This is a genomic window from Arthrobacter sp. H35-D1, from assembly GCF_030063185.1.
Taxonomy (GTDB): Bacteria; Actinomycetota; Actinomycetes; order Actinomycetales; family Micrococcaceae; genus Specibacter.
In genome coordinates this window covers 22,740-39,742 of record NZ_JASISP010000006.1, presented here as the reverse complement: position 1 = coordinate 39,742, position 17,003 = coordinate 22,740, and the positions used below count along the sequence as shown (strand labels likewise).

Here is a 17,003-nt window from a genome sequence, read left to right as displayed (position 1 = left end):
GCGCGGCACCTTGGTGGCCGTGCCCGGTGGCCCTAGTGTTTAAGCCATGACTGAACTGTTCAAGCCATGACTGAGCCCGGCCACTGGCCGCAGCCCCCTGCAGGTGCCCCGCAACAGCAGCCTGTGTATGCGCAACCGCCCCTTGCCCAAGCGAATCCCGGCCAGGCGAATCTTGCCCAGGCGCCCCTCCGCCATGCGCCCCTCCGCCATGCGCCGGCACCCGGTACGGCGTTGAACCACGCGCACGAGTATTGGGCACACCCGGCCCCAGCTCCGGCACGCAAAAAGGTTCGCGGCAGGGGCGTGAAGGTGACAAACATCATCTTGCTGTGCGTACTTGCTCTCGTAACCCTCGTGACCCTTGCCTTCTTTGCCATTTCCATTGGTGCCAACGTGTTTTTGATCTGCGGTGCCTTGGCGTTGATCCCGTTGACCATCTGTGTGGCGACGTTGGTGTGGATTGACAGGTGGGAGCCTGAACCTTTCTCCGCCCTGGCCCTTGGGTTTTGCTGGGGTGCAGGCATGGCCGTGATGACGACCCTCGTGGTGGGCAGCTGGGTGCAGCCGCTGCTGACGATCGGCACCACGGCGAACGCCGACATGGTGGGAGCCGTCATTCAGGCACCGCTCGTGGAGGAGTTTTGCAAGGGTGCAGGGGTGTTGCTGCTGTTCTTCCTGCGCCGGCGGACCTTTGACGGACCCATAGATGGCGTGGTCTATGCCGGCATCATTGCGGCCGGCTTTGCGTTCACCGAGAACATCCTCTACTTCGGCCAGGCCCTCCAGGAGGCACACGGGGCTCCGAGCGGACTCGTGGGAATATTCATCCTGCGCGGGCTCATGTCTCCCTTCGCCCACGTCATGTTCACCGCCACCCTCGGCGTCTGCGTGGGCTATGCAGCCCGCCACGGCGGCACCGGGATGGTGTTGGGCGCGTGGGTGGTGGGCCTTGTGCCGGCCATGGTCCTGCACGGGCTGTGGAACGGTTCCTCATTCCTGGGCGGGAGCTTCTTCATCGCCTATGTGGTACTCCAGGTTCCGCTGTTCATCGTGTTCGTCGTGGGGGTCATCCTGCTGCGCCGCTCGGAAGCCAGGCTGACCCGGATGCGCTTATCCGAGTATGTCCCGTCCGGATGGTTCACCCCCCAGGAAGTGCCGATGCTCGCCACGGGAGGCGGGCGCCGTCGTGCATTGGCGTGGTCCAAAACCTTTGCCGCAGCGCCGAGCATGAAGGAATTCATCCGGCTCGCCACCAGGCTGGCCTTTACCCGCCAGCGCCTCTTGGTGGATTCACGCGGCGGTGCGGCCGGACGCCTTGCTACCGGGCAGGAACTGGAAATATCGCTGCTGACCAAAATCACCACCGTGCGCAGCGAACTGCTGGGCCGGCACGCCGCTGCGGTGTGGCAGGCGCAGCAGCACCAGCAGTTCCCACAGCTCCAGCCGCAGCAGCACAGCCAGCAGGTTCAGCAGAACTACCGCGAGCCCCCACACTAAGCCCCGATCGGGTCCCCCAAATCCTCGAACCCGCGCCTACCCCGCATCCACATCCTCGAACCCGCGCCCACCCCGCGAGACCGCCGTTCTCCGGACGCGGTTTCGCGGGGTAGGCGCGGGCGTGCGGCCAAGGTGCGGGCCCGACCCGGTCGTGACAGCGTTGCGCAGGCGGCGGAGGGCGCAAACAGCTCGGAGCCGCACGCAAACAAGCCCGCCACCGGCTAGTGACGGGCTTAAACGCCAAAAGGCCCGCGGGGGCGGTCCAAAACACGAGCAGGCAAGTGTTTTCGACCGCCCCCGCGGGCCCCTTGTGCCGAGCTACGCCAAGAGCGTCGGCTTGATCTGCTGGAGGCGGCCCAGCAGTCCATTGATGAACTGCGGGGACTCGTCCGTTGAAAGGATCTTCGCCAATTCCACGGCTTCGCTGACGGCAACACCGTCGGGGACATCGTCGTTGTACAGCAATTCCCACGTGCCAACGCGCAAAATGATGCGGTCGACGGCGGGCATGCGCTCCAGCGTCCACCCTTGGGAGTAAGTCTGCAGGAATTCGTCGATCTCCTCGGCCATGGTGGTGACGCCCTCGACCAAGTCAACCGTGTACGGGTTGATGACCTGGTCGGTTTTCTCGCGGCGGGCGGTCAGTGCCGAGAGGGCGCTGACCTCACGCTGTTCGGCCTCGAACAAAATGTCCAAGGCGCGGCGGCGGGCCTTGCTGCGCGACGAATTTGGTTTGCCCGTGGGGCTGGTCTGACTGCTTGCCACTACTCGCTGACACGTCCCAAGTAGCTGCCGTCGCGGGTGTCAACCTTGACGAGGGTGTTGTTCTCAACGAACAACGGAACCTGGATTTCGTAGCCGGTTTCCACCGTGGCGGGCTTGTTGCCGGCGGAGGAGCGGTCGCCCTGCAGGCCCGGCTCGGTGTACGTGATGCGCAGCTGAACCGACGGGGGCAGCTCAATGTAGAGCGGCGACCCTTCGTGCAGCGCGATGGTCACGTTGAGGTTTTCCAGCATGAAGTTGGTGGCGTCGCCAACGGTCTTGCCGGAGACGGTCAGCTGGTCGTAGTTATCGTTGTCCATGAACACGAAGTCTTCGCCGTCCTGGTACAGGTACTGGTAGTCGGAGCGGTCCACTGTTGCGGTTTCAATCTTCAAGCCTGCGTTGAAGGTCTTGTCGACCACCTTGCCGGAGAGGATGTTGCGCATCTTGGTGCGGACAAACGCGCCGCCCTTCCCTGGCTTGACGTGCTGAAACTCAATGACGTTCCAGAGCTGTCCTTCAAGTTTGAGAACGGTGCCGTTCTTAATGTCGTTAGTGGTTGCCACAATAGCCTCTTAGCGTATAAGTGTTATCAAAAATCCATTGACCATACTACCGCACGGTGCGGTTATTCGCGTTCGGCCTGGTCCAGCGCCCGCGTCAGCGACACGGTGGCCGAATAGATGGCCGATGCGTCGTGGCCGGCTGCCACGCGCAATTCCAACGCTGCGGCAAAGCTCTTGGCCGCTGCTTCAAACTGGCCGTTGCTAAAGAGCACCTTGCCCTTTTGTTGCAACACCCAGGGTTCCAAGGGCGTCCCGGCAACGGTGGGCAGCAGGCCCCGCAGGATGGCCTCGGCCCTGGCGAAGTTCCGTGAGGACCGCAGCACTTCCGCGTCCAGGACCTGCAGCCTGACTGATTCGGGATCGGTCAGGCGGGCCCTCGCGGCAGCCTCGGCGGCCTCGCCCGTCAGCCCACGGGCCAGGAGGACAAAAATCTTGTCCGCCGGGTCCTCGGAGCGTGCAAGCGCTTCGTCGCAGGCTTCATCGTCAACCACTTCGGCCAGCAATGTATCCGGGTTAACCGCGGTGCCCGGAAAACCTGCCGAGGGCCAATCCTTCAATCCCATGCTAGGAAGCTATCTCCTGGTAGGCGGCAAAGAGCAGCGAAGTATCCGGCACGTCGAGGATGCTCGGACGGCCAATGCCGTCGAGGACCACGAATCGCAACAAGTCCCCGCGTGCCTTCTTGTCCCGGCGCATGCCGTCAAGCAAGGCCTGCCAACGGTCGCGGCGGTAGGTCAACGGCAAGCCCAGCGAGTCCAGGATGCTTCGGTGCCGATCGGCGTCGGCGTCGCTGAGCCGGCCCACGCTGCGGGCCAGTTCGGCGGCAAACATCATGCCCACCGAGACGGCAGCACCGTGGCGCCACGAATAGCGTTCAGTCAATTCGATGGCGTGGCCCAAAGTGTGCCCGTAGTTCAGGGTCTCACGCACACCCACATCCAACAGATCCTCGGAAACCGCCTTGGCCTTCACGTCAATGGCTCGTTCAATCAACTCCCGCAAGACGGCCGACTTCGGGTCCTTCACGGCGTCGGGGTTGGCCTCGATCAAGTCAAGGATCACGGGATCGGCGATAAAGCCGCACTTGACCACTTCGGCCATGCCGGAGATCAATTCGTTGGGGGGCAGCGTGTCAAGGGTGTCAAGATCCACAAGAACACCCGCCGGCGGGTGGAACGCGCCCACAAGGTTCTTGCCTTCCGCGGTGTTGATGCCCGTCTTGCCGCCCACGGCGGCATCGACCATGCCCAGCAGCGACGTGGGCATGTGCACCACCTTGACGCCGCGCAACCACGTGGCTGCCACGAATCCGCCGACGTCGGTCACGGCGCCCCCGCCCACGGCGACGATGGCGTCGGAGCGGGTGAAATCGTTCTTGCCCAGCACTTCCCAGCAGAAGGAGGCCACTTGGATGTGCTTGCCTTCTTCCGCGTCGGGAATTTCCGCCGTCAGGGCCGTGAAGCCTGCGGCCTCGAGCTCATCCCTGACGGTGTCCCCCGTGAGGCGCAACGCCCGGGGATGGATCACAAGTACCTTTTTGACCCGCTCACCCAGCAGCGCCGGCAGCTGGGCCAACAGCCCCCGTCCCACCACGACGTCGTAATTATCCTGTGGCAACGCGCCGGTGACCTTGATGACCGTGTTGGTGGCGGCTGCTGTATTTTCGATGTTCACGGTTGCAAATTCTCTTTCCTAGAAGCTTCTGCGAGCTGTTCGATCAGCCGCCCAACAAGCTGCGGCACATTGGAGCGGCTCACATCGAGGGTGATGTCGGCCAGCCGTGCATAAACCGGTCCCCGGGCTGCGGCCAGGCGCTGCCAGGTGCCCACGGGATCCGCGGCCAGCAGCGGACGCCCGGTGTTGCGGGTGATGCGTTCGCGCACTGTGTCAATCTCGGCACGCAAAAAAATTACGGTGGCCCTGGCCAGCAGCTGCTGCGTGCCCGAATCCAGCACCGCTCCCCCTCCAAGGGACAAAACCACGGCCTTGGGCTTGGGCGAATCGAGTACCCCCGCAATGGCCTTGGCCTCCAGCTGGCGAAAGTGGTGCTCACCCTTCGCTGCGAAGATCCTCGGCACCGGGCCGTGCTTGGTCACGATCAACTGGTCCGAGTCAATGAATTCAAGGCCCAGCACGCGGGCCAATTCGGCGCCGATGACGGATTTGCCAACAGCCATGGGCCCGATCACGACGATGGGCCGGCGGGGCGTGAACTCCGGCACCCCGGCCGGATCCCTGCCCGCGCCCATCAGTGCCCCTGCGTATCCAGGTTGGCAGGAATGGCCGCCAGGTAGCTTTCCATGTTCCGCCGGGTTTCCGTCATGGAGTCCCCGCCGAACTTTTCCACGAGTGCTTCTGCCAGCACCAAGGCCGTCATGGCCTCGGCCACGACGCCTGCAGCCGGAACCGCACAGACATCCGAGCGCTGGTGGTGTGCCTTGGCTGCTTCGCCGGTGGCCACGTCAATGGTCTTCAAGGCGCGCGGCACCGTGGCGATGGGTTTCATCGCCGCCCGCACGCGCACTACGTCGCCAATGCTCATGCCGCCTTCAATGCCGCCTGCGCGGTTGGAGGTGCGGGTGATGCGCCCGTCGGCATCGCGGACAATTTCATCGTGTGCTGCCGAACCGCGACGTGCAGCGGTGGCAAAGCCGTCGCCGACTTCCACCCCCTTGATGGCTTGGATGCCCATGAGGGCCCCGGCCAGGCGCGAGTCCAGGCGCCTGTCCCAGTGCACGTAGCTGCCCAAGCCGGGCGGCAGGTTGTAGGCCAATACCTCAACGACGCCGCCCAGTGTTTCACCCTGCTTTTGCGCGGTGTCTACTTCTTCCACCATGGCGGCCGAAGTTGCCGCATCGAAGCAGCGCAGCGGATCGGCGTCCAGGGCTGCCACGTCGGCGAAGACGGGCAGCACGGCGTCCCCGGGGGAAGCGACCCCCGCAATTTGCACGGTGTGGCTGACAAGCTCGACGCCGACGGCGGCCAGCATTTGCGCTGCCACGACGCCCAGGGCAACCCGGGTGGCGGTTTCGCGGGCGCTGGCGCGTTCAAGCACGGGCCGCGCTTCGTCAAAGGCGTACTTTTGCATGCCGGTAAAGTCTGCGTGTCCGGGGCGAGGCCGTGTCAAGGGTGCGTTGCGGGCCTGGTTGGCCAGCTCGGACTCGTCCACGGGGTCCGCGGACATGATTTGTTCCCACTTGGGCCACTCGGAGTTGGCAATCTGGATGGCGACGGGACCGCCCTGGGTCAGGCCGTGGCGCACGCCGCCCAGGATGGTCACCACGTCCTGCTCAAATTTCATCCGCGCGCCGCGGCCATAGCCGAGGCGGCGGCGGGCCAGGGCGTCCCGAATGTGGGCGCTCGTAAGCTCCACACCGGCGGGCACGCCTTCAATAATTCCCACGAGTGCCGGGCCATGTGATTCTCCGGCGGTCAACCAACGCAACATACTCTCTATCCTGCCATGTTCTGTTCGTGGGGTTTCCGCCTGCCGACGCCAATTGCGTCGCACATCACATTGATGACGTCCCCTTGCTTGTCTGTTGCCAACGTGCCGTACCCTCCGGCCCGCGCAAACAGCTTGACTTGTTCCACACCTTGGTACAAGAGCATTTCAATGCCTGCCACCACTGTGCCGCCGCGCTTCTCCCACGCCGCCGCCAAGGCACTGGGCCAAGGGTCGTAGGCAACATCGAGCAGCAGTGCCCCGTCCAGTTGCTCCCCCCCTTGCCCGTCCAAGGTCGCTGCAAGCCCGTCGGCACCGTGCGGCGGCAGCGTGGAAATGACGACGTCGAAGCCGGCCATGGCGTCTGCGGCACCTGCAAAGGGCTCAAGCGAGGCACGAACGTCAACCTTGGACGCCACGTCCAGGACGTCTGCCGCCTTGGCGGGGTTGCGCACAAAGACCACCACCTCGCTCGCCTGAAGATGGGCCAGTGCGGCGATGGCGGAGACGGCCGTGCCGCCGCCGCCCAGAATGGCAGCGCGCGGGCGTTCCCGAACTCCGGCGTAGCGCAAGGCGTTCACGATCCCCGGCACATCGGTGTTTTCCCCGCGGAGGTGAGTGCCGCCGTCGGGCGGGGTCGTGCACACGATGGTGTTCACGGCACCCAGGGTGGATGCGACGGGGCTCAGCTCGTCCAGCAAGGCCACGGCGGCGTTTTTCAACGGCATGGTGACCGAGAGGCCGTACCAATTGCCTTCGGCTCGCACACGTTCCAACAGGCCGGGAAGTTCCGGGACCTCAATGTCAAGGGCCGTGTAGCTGAAGTGGGCGCCAATGACCTTGTAGGCGGCGTTGTGCAGGGCCGGTGACTTGGAATGCCCAATGGGGTGCCCCAACACCGCTCCCTGAAGCAGTTCCTTCAATTATTTGCACTTCCCCGGATTGTCCCCGCACCAAGCCACATATTTCGCCACATTGACTTTGTGCTGCGCGAACGTGGTCGCATACAGTGTTTCACCGGTTTTCAAATTCACTGTCACCCAGAAGTAGTAGGGGTTCGGCTCGGGGTGGGCTGCCGCCTCAATGGCCTTGCTGCCAGGGGAACCGATGGGACCCACCGGCAGCCCCGGTTTGGCGAAAGTGTTGTACGGATTGGACTTGTCGGCCTTTTGCGCCGACGTGATGTTGTACGTCTTCACGCCGAGCCCATAAGCCACTGTGGCATCGGATTCCAGCCGGCCGCCCGTTTCACCATTGGGGTTGTTGATGCGGTTTTCGATGGCACCGGAAATCTCGGCGTAGTTCGCTTCGTTTCCTTCGAATTCAATGATGCTGGCAATCGTCAGGACCCTGTATTGCTCGTCCGGATCGGTCACGCCGGTGTCGACGAGCGACTTCTTTGTGGCCGCCACCATTTCGGCCAGAACGCCCTTGGCGTCCAGCTCGATCGGGAAACGGTACTCCCCCGGGGCCAGGTAGCCCTCAAGGGTTTTGGCCTGCTTCGGCAGATCGAAAAGCTCGGGTTGTTCGGACAGTGTCTGGAACTCGGCTTCCGGCAGGCCCGTGCTCTTGGCCAAGACGGCCAGGGTGTCGTTGATGCGCAAGTTTTGCGCCACGGCTGCGTAGTGGACCTTGTCGTCGCTGTTGGCCAACAGGATGGTCACTGCGTCGGCAGCCTTCATTTGTTCCTTCATGCTGAAGCTGCCCGGCTGCAGTGCACCACTGCCGTCGGCGGCAGTCAAGGCGTCGAGGAAAGCTTGTTCACTGGCGACGACGTCCTCGGTCTTCAGCTCGGCCGCCACCGTGCGTCCTGTGGCGCCCTCGGGAACAACAATCTCCACGGAACCCGTGCCGGGCCCTGGATAATCCGGGACGGCAAATCCGCCGAGCATGGGCTTGACGCTTTGCACGGCGAAGTACACGACCGCCCCAAAGAGGACAACAACGACCAGAAAGGCAAGACTGCGCCGGCGCTTGCGCACTCGCTTCGAGACTCGGGTGCTGCGGCGCGTAGGCAGCGGGGCCGCCTGGGCTTCCGACGCTTCCGAGGCTTCCGACGCTTCCGACGCTTCCGCTACAGCTTCCTGGTGGTCGAGGAATTCAGTGGAGGATTCGTGCCCGGGCTCGGCTTCGGACTCCGCCCCGGTACCGGCTGCGGGGCCGTGAAAAGGATCGTTCATGGTGCCGTCGTCGTTTCTTCAGGCACGCTGGCAGGCGTGGAAATGGTGGAAACCTCTTCATTTTCAGATGAGCCGGCAGTCCCCACAACGCCAGTCTTGGCTGCGCGCACACGGCGGCCGACGTCGGCCTTGCGCGCCTTTTGCATGTCAAGGGCATGCTGCAAAATCTCCACAGCGGCCACTTGATCTACTACTTTACGGTGTTCACGGCTGTCCATGCCAGCATTGTGCAGCGCTTGATGGGCGCTGACGGTGGTCAGTCGCTCGTCGATGAGGTGCACGGGAACGTCCAGGTGGGCGTCCTGCAGCAAGGCAACAAGGATGTCGGCGTAGCTGCGTGCCATCTGCGCCGACGCTTTTTCCTCCCCCTTGAGTGTGCGGGGCAGGCCGACAAAGATCTGCCGGGCGCCGCGGGCGGCGGCCTCCTTGACAACGATCTTCACGTCGCTGTTCTTCTTGGCATCCCGGCTCAACGTCTTCACCGGGGTGGCGAGAATGCCGTCGGGGTCGCAGGAGGCCAAGCCAACGCGGACCATACCCACGTCCACGCCCAGCTTGACCCCCTGCGGGTAGTTTGTTTCCGACACGAGGCTCCTAGGACCGTTGTTCCACGGCGTCGGCAATGGCGGACAGTGCAGCACCAATGGCGTTGACGTCGCTGCCGCCGCCTTGGGCCATGTCAGGCTTGCCGCCGCCACCGCCGCCCAAAATGCCCGAAGCCAGTTTCACCAGGTTTCCGGCCTTGATGCCTTCGGCACGGGCTCCCTCATTGGTGACGACGAGGATGACGGGGCGGCCGTTGGAGGCACCGGCCACCGCCACGACCGACGGCGCCAAGCCCAGGCGGTCGCGCAGGTCAAGGGCCAAGGCGCGCAGGTCGTCCGCTCCGCTGACATCCCCGGCGTTGTGCGCAATCAGGCGCACGCCGCGGGCGTCGACGGCCGTGCCCACCAGGTTTGCGGCCGCCGCGCCCAGGGATTCCTTGCGCAGGCGTTCGAGTTCCTTCTCGGCGGTCTTCAGCTTTGCCAAAGTGGCGGCCACGCGTTCCTGGAGGAGGTGGGCCGGGACCTTGAGCATGTCCGTCAAATCGCTCAGCAAGGCGCGCTCGGCGGCCAGGTGGCGGAACGCGTCCATTCCCACAAACGCCTCAACACGGCGGTTGCCCGAGCCCACCGACTGCTCGCCCAACAGGGTCAGCGAACCGATGTTTGAGGTGCTCTCGACGTGGGTGCCGCCGCAGAGCTCGCGCGACCAGGCGCCGTCGATCTCCACCACACGCACTTCGGAGCCGTAATTTTCACCAAACAGGGCCATGGCGCCCAGCGCCTTGGCAGCGTCCAGGTCCATGACTTTCGTGTCGACGCGGAAATTGTTGCGGATGGCAATGTTGGCCACCTCTTCAACTTCCGAACGCGTCGCGGGGCTCAGGCCTTCGCCCCAGGCAAAGTCAAAGCGCAGGTAGCCGGCCTTGTTGAAGGAGCCGCGCTGCAGTGCCTCCGGGCCCAGGATCTGGTGCAGGGCGGCGTGCACAATGTGCGTTCCAGTGTGCGCCTGTTCTGCCGCGTGGCGGCGTTCACGGTCGACGGCGGCACGCACCATGGCATCGGCCGGCAGTTCACCTTCGCGCACGATGGCCTTGTGCACGCTCAGGCCCTTGACGGGGCGTTGGACGTCCAGAACTTCCACGACAAAACCGTCGCCGGTAATCAAGCCCGTGTCAGCTGCCTGGCCGCCCGCTTCCGCGTAGAAGGGGGTTTCGTCAAGGACGAGGGAAATTTCGTCTCCGGTGGAGGCATGGGCCACCGCTGCGCCGTGCGAAAGGATGGAGCGGACTCGGCCTTGGCCTTCCAGCTCGGTGTAGCCGGTGAAGACTGTTTCGCCCTGTGCCAGCAGCTCGTGAAAGACGCTGAGGTCCGCGTGGCCGCTCTTCTTGGCCTTCGCGTCCCTCTGCGCACGTTGGCGCTGCTCAAGCATCAAGGCGCGGAAACCGACTTCGTCCACGGCGAGTCCTGCCTCGCCTGCCATTTCAAGGGTCAGGTCGATCGGGAAGCCGTACGTGTCGTGCAGGGCAAAGGCTTCAGCGCCGGAGAGGTTCGTGTTGGCAGCCTTGGACTCCTTCACAGCCTCTTCCAAGCGTGCCGTGCCGCTGGCAATGGTGCGCAGGAAGGAACGTTCCTCGGCGCAGGCGATGCGTGAAATACGCGCAAAGTCGTTCTCCACTATCGGGTAGGCACCCTTCATGGCGTCGCGGGAGACAGGCAGCAGATCCGGGAGGACGGCGGTTTCCACGCCCAGCAGGCGCATGGCCCGTACGGCACGTCGGATGAGCCGGCGCAACACATAGCCGCGGCCCTCGTTGGAGGGGGTGACGCCGTCGGAAATCAGCATCAGCGAGGAACGGATGTGGTCGGCGACAACACGCATGCGCACGTCGTCCACGTGATGCGGGTCCGCCGGGTCCTCAGTGGAGGTGTAGGTCTTCCCCGAAAGCTTGGCAGCAGCATCGAGCACGGGACGGATTTGGTCCGTCTCGTACATGTTCTCCACGCCCTGCAGGATCATGGCCAGGCGTTCCAGGCCAAGGCCCGTGTCAATGTTCTTGTTGGGCAGTTCGCCGACAACGTCGAAATCCACCTTGGAGGTGACGTTGTCAATCTGGTACTGCATGAACACGAGATTCCAGATCTCAATGTAGCGGGTTTCATCGGCAACGGGCCCGCCCTCGATCCCGTACTGGGGGCCGCGATCGTAGAATATCTCGGAGCAGGGCCCGGCCGGGCCGGGCTGGCCGGTGGACCAGTAGTTGTCTTCCTTGCCAATGCGCTGGATGCGATCCTCGGCAATGCCCACCGTGTCGCGCCAGATGGACAGCGCTTCGTCGTCCTCTTCATAAACAGTGACCCAGAGGCGGTCGACGGGCAGGCCGAAGCCCCCGTCGGCCAGGGGTGTGGTCAGCAGTTCCCAAGCGTAGGAAATGGCGGTTTCCTTGAAGTAGTCGCCAAAGGAAAAGTTGCCGCACATTTGGAAGAAGGTGCCGTGGCGGACCGTCTTGCCCACTTCGTCGATGTCGCCGGTGCGGATGCACTTTTGCACGCTGACGGCCCTCTTGTAAGGGGGCACTTCACGGGCTGTCAGGTAGGGAATGAAGGGGACCATGCCGGCCACGGTGAACAGCAGCGACGGATCCGTGGACACCAGGGAGGCAGACGGCACGGGGGTGTGTCCCTTGCTGGCAAAGAATTCTACCCAGCGGCGTGCAATGTCATGGGATTTCATTAGCCTGGTGGCTCCTTCAATTGTTCTAGCGGGCAAAAATACTTGAATTTGCTTTAGTGGCGTGCCAAGTCGGGTGCCTGGTCGATGCCCAGTGCCACGCGCAGGTCGTTTTCACGCTCATCCATGTTTTCACGCAGCGCGGAGGCAAAGTCGTGGACGGCATCACTGGCGCGCCCCACGGCACGGTTGAGTCCTTCGGGGCCTATCGCACCTTTTGCGGCGGCAATCTTGCGGGCAGCCACGACGCCGATGGTGATGCCAACGCCGAGCCAAAAGATCTTTTTCATGGGTACCTTGTCCTGGGGGTCCTTGGGTGGCGTGCTTTAGCGGCTGCGTCGTCCGCGAGAGGGCTTGCTGCGGCTGGCCACTGCTTGGCGGACACCGTAGCTAAACGCTGCAACCTTGATCAACGGTGAACCGATGGTGGCGGCCACCAACGCGGAGAGCGCTGAAATATTGGCGGTGGCATCGGAGACATTGTTGGAAATGCCGTCCACCTTGCCCAGCTGGGTGTTGGTGGTGGCCACCGTGGCTGTAACTTCATCGATCAGCGGGGTCGTGCCGTCGCCGACCTGCCTGATGGTGACCCGGATTTCATCGAAAACCTTGCCGAGTTTGAAAATGGGCACGGCCAGCAAGGCCACCAAGACGGCAAAGACCCCTGCCGCTATCAATCCTGCAATGTCGCCACCACTCATGTGCGTGCCGCCTCTATTCCTTGCTTGTTGGGCTTCTTGGGCTTGTCGTGCTCTGCCGGGCGGGCTCGTTGAGCCGCGTCCTGCCGGCACGGACTGCTTCCCAAAACACCTTAGTCCAAAAAGCCGCCGGCCTTGGCTGGTTCTGGCCGGGTTTGGGGTGTTTTGACTGCAAAACAGCCCGCAGCGGAGGCCACGGGCTGTTTTGTGTTGTCAGGCTGCGAGTGGTTCGAGCCCTACTTCACGCTAAGGATGTTTAGCGTGAGTAGAATTCAACAACCAGCTGCTCTTCACAGGTCACGGGGACCTCGGAGCGCTTGGGCCTGCGAACCAGGCGGGCCTGCAGGCTCTCCAGCTTCACATCCAAGTAGGCCGGGACGGCGGGGAGCACGTCGCGGTGGGCGCCGGCTGCTGCAAGCTGCAACGGAACCATGGTCTGGCTGCGCGTGTGCACGTGGATCAGCTGACCCTCGGCAACGCGGAAGGACGGGCGGTCCACGCGGGCGCCGTCAACCATGATGTGGCGGTGCACAACCAGCTGGCGTGCCTGGGCGGTGGTGCGGGCGAAGCCTGCACGCAGAACCAGGGCGTCCAAACGGCTTTCAAGGATCTCAACCAGGTTTTCACCGGTCATGCCCTTGGTGTGCTTGGCTTCTTCGAAGGCACGGGTCATCTGTGCTTCGCGGATGCCGTACTGGGCGCGCAAACGCTGCTTTTCGCGCAAGCGTACTGCGTAGTCGCTGTCCTGCTTCTTGCGGGCGCGTCCATGCTCACCGGGGCCGTACGGGCGGCGCTCCAGGTACTTGGCGGCCTTGGGAGTCAGGGCAATGCCGAGGGACCGCGAAAGGCGGGCCTGCCGGCGGGCACGTGTGTTGTTAGCCACTTGTGTCCTTCCAATATGTGCAACATGTATGTGTCCTGGCCTCCATTGTGGAGAGTTGGGGCTATTGCCACCCGTCGCTACAGCACCTGGGCATGAACAAAAAGATGGTCAGAGGGCGCGGAAATACGCGTCGTTTGAGCTTTATATTGCGCATGGAGCCAAGGCTTGCCAGTGCGGCATCAACTGTACCACCACATGCGTGCCCGAAACTATTTGTCCACGTCCGCAGAATGACAGTTGGGGCCACGCAACCGGGGGGAAGCTATTTCCCTTTGGGCTTGGCTGCCGTGGCATTGGCTGGTGGGCCGTCTCCGCTGCCGCGGACCAGACTACGCAATCTGTCCACCCGCGTACCAAGGTCGCGTTCGAATCCGTTGGCGGTGGGGGCGTAGTAGTTGCGGCCCACCAGGTCGTCAGGCGGGTATTGCTGGGTGGCGATCGAATGCGGGGAATCGTGCGAATAGATGTAACCCTTGCCGTGGCCCAATCCGGCTGAACCGGCGTAGTGTGCGTCACGCAGGGGCGGCGGGACCGTGGACCCCAGTCCGGCCCTGACATCGGCAACGGCGGCATTGATGCCGTTGTAGGAGGCGTTGGACTTCGGTGCCGTGGCCACATGGACCACCGCCTGGGCGAGGATGATCCGCGCCTCGGGCATGCCGATGAGCGCCACTGCCTGAGCGGCCGCCACAGCCGTTTGCAAGGCCGTGGGGTCGGCCATGCCCACATCCTCCGAGGCGGAAATCATGATCCTTCGGCTGATGAAGCGTGGGTCCTCCCCTGCCTCGAGCATGCGGGCAAGGTAGTGCAGTGCCGCGTCGACGTCGGAGCCGCGCACCGACTTGATGAAAGCGCTGATGATGTCGTAGTGCTGGTCTCCGGCCTTGTCGTAGCGCACCGCGGCAGCGTCAATGGCACGCTCGGCAATAGCGAGGTCAACCACGGCCGCTGCGCGATCGCCGTCGTCCATGTCCGGTTCCCCTGGTCCAGGGCCCGCTTGACCGCCGACCGCCTGGCCGCCGTCCGACAGCGCAACCCCGGCAGCGGCTTCGAGGGTGGTCAGTCCGCGGCGGGCATCTCCGGCCGCGAGCCGAACAAGATGGTCCATGGCCTCGTCGGTGACGGTGACCAGCCCGTCAAGGCCGCGCTGGTCGGTGACGGCACGCTCCAACAGGCCCTGGATATCCAAATTGGTCAGCGGTTTGAGCGTCAGCAGGATCGAGCGGGAAAGCAGGGGTGCCACCACGGAAAACGAGGGATTCTCGGTGGTCGCGGCAATCAACACCACCCAGCGGTTTTCCACACCTGGCAGCAGCGCGTCCTGTTGCGCCTTGTTGAAACGGTGGATTTCATCGAGGAACAAGATGGTGGTGCGCCCGTGCAGGTCCCTGTCGGTGAGGGCCTGGTCCATGACCCGCCGCACGTCTTTGACCCCGGCGGTGATGGCGGAAAGTTCCACGAACTTCCGTCCCGGCCCGCGGGCAATCACATGGGCGAGGGTGGTTTTCCCGGTCCCCGGAGGGCCCCAGAGCATTACGGAGGCGGGCCCGGCCGCTCCCCCGGCGCTGCCACCGGCCGCCAGCATTTGCAGCGGCGATCCCGCACCCAGCAGGTGCTGCTGGCCCACCACCTCGTCCACCGTGCGTGGGCGCATGCGCACGGCCAAGGGGCTGCGCGGACGCGAGGACTGTTGGCCCTGGTCACTATCAAAGGCTATGCTGCCGTCGTCGTCCGCGTCGTCGTCATTGTCAAAGACGCTGCTAAAAAGGTCGCTCACCCCTCTAGGCTATCCCCACCCTCCGACACCGCTGCACCGCGGCGCTGCTAGTCGGGTGCTGCAGGTGTTGACGGCACGCGGCACATGCCGCCAGTGGTGCCGGCGGCTGAGGCGGCGGGGCCGTTCGAGCTGGCTGCGGCGGATAGTCTTGCAGCGTGACGCACTCAACTCGTACCACTCTTCTCACCCCGGATCGGTTGCACGGCTGGATTGCACGTTTTGCCGACGCTCATGACGGTTTGGCCGCCACCGCAGACACCGACGGAGGCCTTTTGTTGACTATGCGCGACGGCTCTTCGGCCCTCCTGAGCCCGCCGTGGCCCGACGACGGCCGGCCCGGCCGCGGAACGGATTTGGTGGAGCGCCTGGTCTCCTTGGCATCCCAGGAACGCCGGATGGCTCTCGTGCTCGTGCGCCGCGGAGGCTATGCCGTGGGAGTTGCGGCCGGCGGATCCTTGCTGGCGCACAAGGCGGGCACCACCTCTGCCCGCTCCCGTGGCGGCGACCCAGGCGTTGCGGTTGCCGGGCGCGCTGCGCAGGAGGCGGCACGGATCCTGTCAGGCCAAAGTTTTGAATACCTTGCCACCGGCGGGGACAAGCCGCTGGTGGAGGCCGTCCTTGCCGCGCCGGCGCTGCGGGCCGTCGCGAAACGACCACGTTTGGCTGCCCTGCCCGTGGCCGACCCCACGTCAGCCGTGCTACACAAGGCTGCCGCCGATTTTTGCGCCATTCGTATCAGGATTTCCGACACCAGCGGCTGATATCCCGTGCCGGGCGAGCACCGTTGTGGACGGGGGGTCCATTCATGTGCCGGACCCTTGGCAACTCGCTCCGAAACCGCGCCGCAGCTGCATGCCCGCGTCTGGCCCGCATTTCGAGACCGCGTTGTGGCCGCATGCCCGCGTCTGGTCCGCGAACACGCTGTTGCGCAGCTACTGGCTCGCGGGCCAGACGCGGGCATGCGGGACAGGGTCGGTTTCGCGCTAGGGCGGGAAAACGCAGCTGCGGTAACAGAACATGCTTCCAGCGCCGCTAGGATCGTTCGATGACCCACACAGCAACCAATCCGGCAATCTTGGACGTTCTGGAACCACTCATGAATGCCGTTTGGCCGTCTCTCGACGTTGTCGAGTTGGATGGCTGGGTGCTGCGCGCGTCCGGCTCCGTGACACGGCGGGCCAACTCCGTGTGGGCGCAAGCAATCCGGGGCTCCTCGGCGCAGGAGTTCCGGCCTACGGAAAGAGCCCAGCCACAAGATCACCGATTCGAGCTGATCCTGCGGCAAACCGAAAAATGGTACGCCGAACGGCACCAGCCAGTGCTGTTCCAAGTGACCCACCGCCCGGAAAATATCGAGCTTGACCGGTTTCTGGCTGGACAGGGGTACTCCTGCCAGTCCGAGACGCTCATCATGACATCGAGCACCCCAGCCGCCAGCGCTCACAACACTCACACTCCTCGCAATACCGGCTTAGTTGGCCCGGAGCTTGGGTCTCAGGCGGAGAAGATCACCCTTGAAGTCGCTGATGCTCCGACGCCGCAATGGCTGGCCCTCTGGTGCGCCATCGAAGGCACGGCCAGCCCCGCGGGGCGGACCATCGCCAGCGAACTGGTGCAAAGTGTGCCGTCCGTGTTTGTCTCAGCCGTGGACCACACTGGCGCAGTGGTGGGAACGGGCCGGATGAGTCTGAGCGGCGACTGGGGCGGGATCTACTGCATGGCTGTGCACCCGGACCACCGGCGCCAAGGCATTGCATCTGCCATCGTCCAGCGCCTCATGGCCTGTGCCTTCGACCACGGAGCCAGCCACGCGTGGCTTTTGGTCGCAGCCGCCAACGCTGCGGCGCAAGGACTCTACAGTTCTTCCGGATTTTCTGAGTCCGGACGCTACCACTATCGTCGGGAACCCGACGCTTGACACA

General features: G+C 64.0%; 17 protein-coding genes. 3 read left to right on the top strand and 14 right to left on the bottom strand.

Translation table 11 applies throughout. From position 1 onward, the window contains the following. Positions 1-66 precede the first annotated feature (66 nt). Positions 67-1,497 carry a PrsW family intramembrane metalloprotease gene (locus QMG25_RS08955; RefSeq protein WP_283459415.1) on the top strand — a complete coding sequence of 477 codons (1,431 nt, stop codon included), beginning with the start codon at positions 67-69 and terminating at the stop codon, positions 1,495-1,497. A 318-nt stretch (positions 1,498-1,815) separates the two neighbouring features. Here QMG25_RS08955 and nusB read toward each other — a convergent pair whose 3' ends face one another. The 14 genes from nusB to QMG25_RS08885 all read right to left on the bottom strand — a co-directional run bounded on the left by nusB (position 1,816) and on the right by QMG25_RS08885 (position 15,081). After that, positions 1,816-2,262 carry a transcription antitermination factor NusB gene (gene nusB, locus QMG25_RS08950; protein ID WP_283459413.1) on the bottom strand — a complete coding sequence of 149 codons (447 nt, stop codon included), beginning with the start codon at positions 2,260-2,262 and terminating at the stop codon, positions 1,816-1,818. Then, positions 2,262-2,825 (bottom strand): elongation factor P, encoded by a 564-nt coding sequence (efp, locus tag QMG25_RS08945; protein WP_283459411.1) that lies wholly within the window; start codon positions 2,823-2,825, stop codon positions 2,262-2,264. The genes nusB and efp overlap by 1 nt, the downstream gene beginning before the upstream one ends. 62 nt (positions 2,826-2,887) lie before the next feature. Continuing rightward, on the bottom strand, positions 2,888-3,388 hold the full coding sequence (locus tag QMG25_RS08940) for a tetratricopeptide repeat protein (protein ID WP_283459409.1): 501 nt from the start codon (positions 3,386-3,388) through the stop codon (positions 2,888-2,890). A gap of 1 nt (position 3,389) precedes the next feature. Then, positions 3,390-4,493: a 3-dehydroquinate synthase gene (gene aroB, locus QMG25_RS08935; protein ID WP_283459678.1), complete on the bottom strand. Its 1,104-nt coding sequence runs from the start codon at positions 4,491-4,493 to the stop codon at positions 3,390-3,392. Positions 4,494-4,495: 2 nt separating this feature from the next. Beyond that, positions 4,496-5,074 (bottom strand): shikimate kinase, encoded by a 579-nt coding sequence (locus QMG25_RS08930; RefSeq protein WP_283459407.1) that lies wholly within the window; start codon positions 5,072-5,074, stop codon positions 4,496-4,498. Beyond that, positions 5,074-6,273, bottom strand: a complete 1,200-nt coding sequence (gene aroC, locus QMG25_RS08925) for a chorismate synthase (protein WP_283459406.1) — start codon at positions 6,271-6,273, stop codon at positions 5,074-5,076. Before aroC ends, QMG25_RS08930 begins: the two co-directional genes overlap by 1 nt. Positions 6,274-6,278: 5 nt before the next feature. After that, the gene (locus QMG25_RS08920; RefSeq protein ID WP_283459403.1) at positions 6,279-7,193 is read right to left on the bottom strand and encodes a shikimate dehydrogenase; all 915 of its coding nucleotides are present in this window, start codon (positions 7,191-7,193) and stop codon (positions 6,279-6,281) included. Beyond that, positions 7,194-8,450: an endolytic transglycosylase MltG gene (gene mltG / locus QMG25_RS08915; RefSeq protein WP_283459401.1), complete on the bottom strand. Its 1,257-nt coding sequence runs from the start codon at positions 8,448-8,450 to the stop codon at positions 7,194-7,196. It lies immediately after the preceding gene. Beyond that, on the bottom strand, positions 8,447-9,037 hold the full coding sequence (gene ruvX, locus QMG25_RS08910) for a Holliday junction resolvase RuvX (protein WP_283459399.1): 591 nt from the start codon (positions 9,035-9,037) through the stop codon (positions 8,447-8,449). The genes mltG and ruvX overlap by 4 nt, the downstream gene beginning before the upstream one ends. 7 nt (positions 9,038-9,044) lie before the next feature. Then, a complete protein-coding gene (gene alaS / locus QMG25_RS08905) occupies positions 9,045-11,726 on the bottom strand; it encodes an alanine--tRNA ligase (RefSeq protein ID WP_283459397.1) in 2,682 nt (893 codons plus the stop codon). Between the two features lie 53 nt (positions 11,727-11,779). Beyond that, positions 11,780-12,013 (bottom strand): hypothetical protein, encoded by a 234-nt coding sequence (locus QMG25_RS08900; RefSeq protein WP_283459395.1) that lies wholly within the window; start codon positions 12,011-12,013, stop codon positions 11,780-11,782. Between the two features lie 36 nt (positions 12,014-12,049). Further along, complete coding sequence (locus QMG25_RS08895; RefSeq protein WP_283459393.1) at positions 12,050-12,424, bottom strand: DUF948 domain-containing protein; 375 nt, start codon at positions 12,422-12,424, stop codon at positions 12,050-12,052. A gap of 253 nt (positions 12,425-12,677) precedes the next feature. Continuing rightward, positions 12,678-13,304 (bottom strand): 30S ribosomal protein S4, encoded by a 627-nt coding sequence (rpsD, locus tag QMG25_RS08890; RefSeq protein ID WP_283459391.1) that lies wholly within the window; start codon positions 13,302-13,304, stop codon positions 12,678-12,680. Positions 13,305-13,566: 262 nt separating this feature from the next. After that, entirely contained in the window at positions 13,567-15,081 is a 1,515-nt protein-coding gene (locus tag QMG25_RS08885; protein WP_283459389.1) for a replication-associated recombination protein A, read from the bottom strand. 155 nt (positions 15,082-15,236) lie between these two features. On the opposite strand from QMG25_RS08885, the gene QMG25_RS08880 reads away from it, so the two are divergent. Then, on the top strand, positions 15,237-15,842 hold the full coding sequence (locus QMG25_RS08880; protein WP_283459387.1) for a Vms1/Ankzf1 family peptidyl-tRNA hydrolase: 606 nt from the start codon (positions 15,237-15,239) through the stop codon (positions 15,840-15,842). A 284-nt stretch (positions 15,843-16,126) separates the two neighbouring features. Next, positions 16,127-16,999, top strand: a complete 873-nt coding sequence (locus QMG25_RS08875) for a GNAT family N-acetyltransferase (RefSeq protein ID WP_283459385.1) — start codon at positions 16,127-16,129, stop codon at positions 16,997-16,999. Positions 17,000-17,003 lie beyond the last annotated feature (4 nt).

Coding starts and splice junctions, on each gene's coding strand:
- QMG25_RS08895 (WP_283459393.1), bottom strand. CDS start 12,424: ATGAGTGGTGGCGACATTGCAGGATTGATAGCGGCAGGGGTCTTTGCC.
- QMG25_RS08900 (WP_283459395.1), bottom strand. CDS start 12,013: ATGAAAAAGATCTTTTGGCTCGGCGTTGGCATCACCATCGGCGTCGTG.
- mltG (WP_283459401.1), bottom strand. CDS start 8,450: ATGAACGATCCTTTTCACGGCCCCGCAGCCGGTACCGGGGCGGAGTCC.
- QMG25_RS08875 (WP_283459385.1), top strand. CDS start 16,127: ATGACCCACACAGCAACCAATCCGGCAATCTTGGACGTTCTGGAACCA.
- QMG25_RS08940 (WP_283459409.1), bottom strand. CDS start 3,388: ATGGGATTGAAGGATTGGCCCTCGGCAGGTTTTCCGGGCACCGCGGTT.
- aroC (WP_283459406.1), bottom strand. CDS start 6,273: ATGTTGCGTTGGTTGACCGCCGGAGAATCACATGGCCCGGCACTCGTG.
- alaS (WP_283459397.1), bottom strand. CDS start 11,726: ATGAAATCCCATGACATTGCACGCCGCTGGGTAGAATTCTTTGCCAGC.
- QMG25_RS08930 (WP_283459407.1), bottom strand. CDS start 5,074: ATGGGCGCGGGCAGGGATCCGGCCGGGGTGCCGGAGTTCACGCCCCGC.
- QMG25_RS08955 (WP_283459415.1), top strand. CDS start 67: ATGACTGAGCCCGGCCACTGGCCGCAGCCCCCTGCAGGTGCCCCGCAA.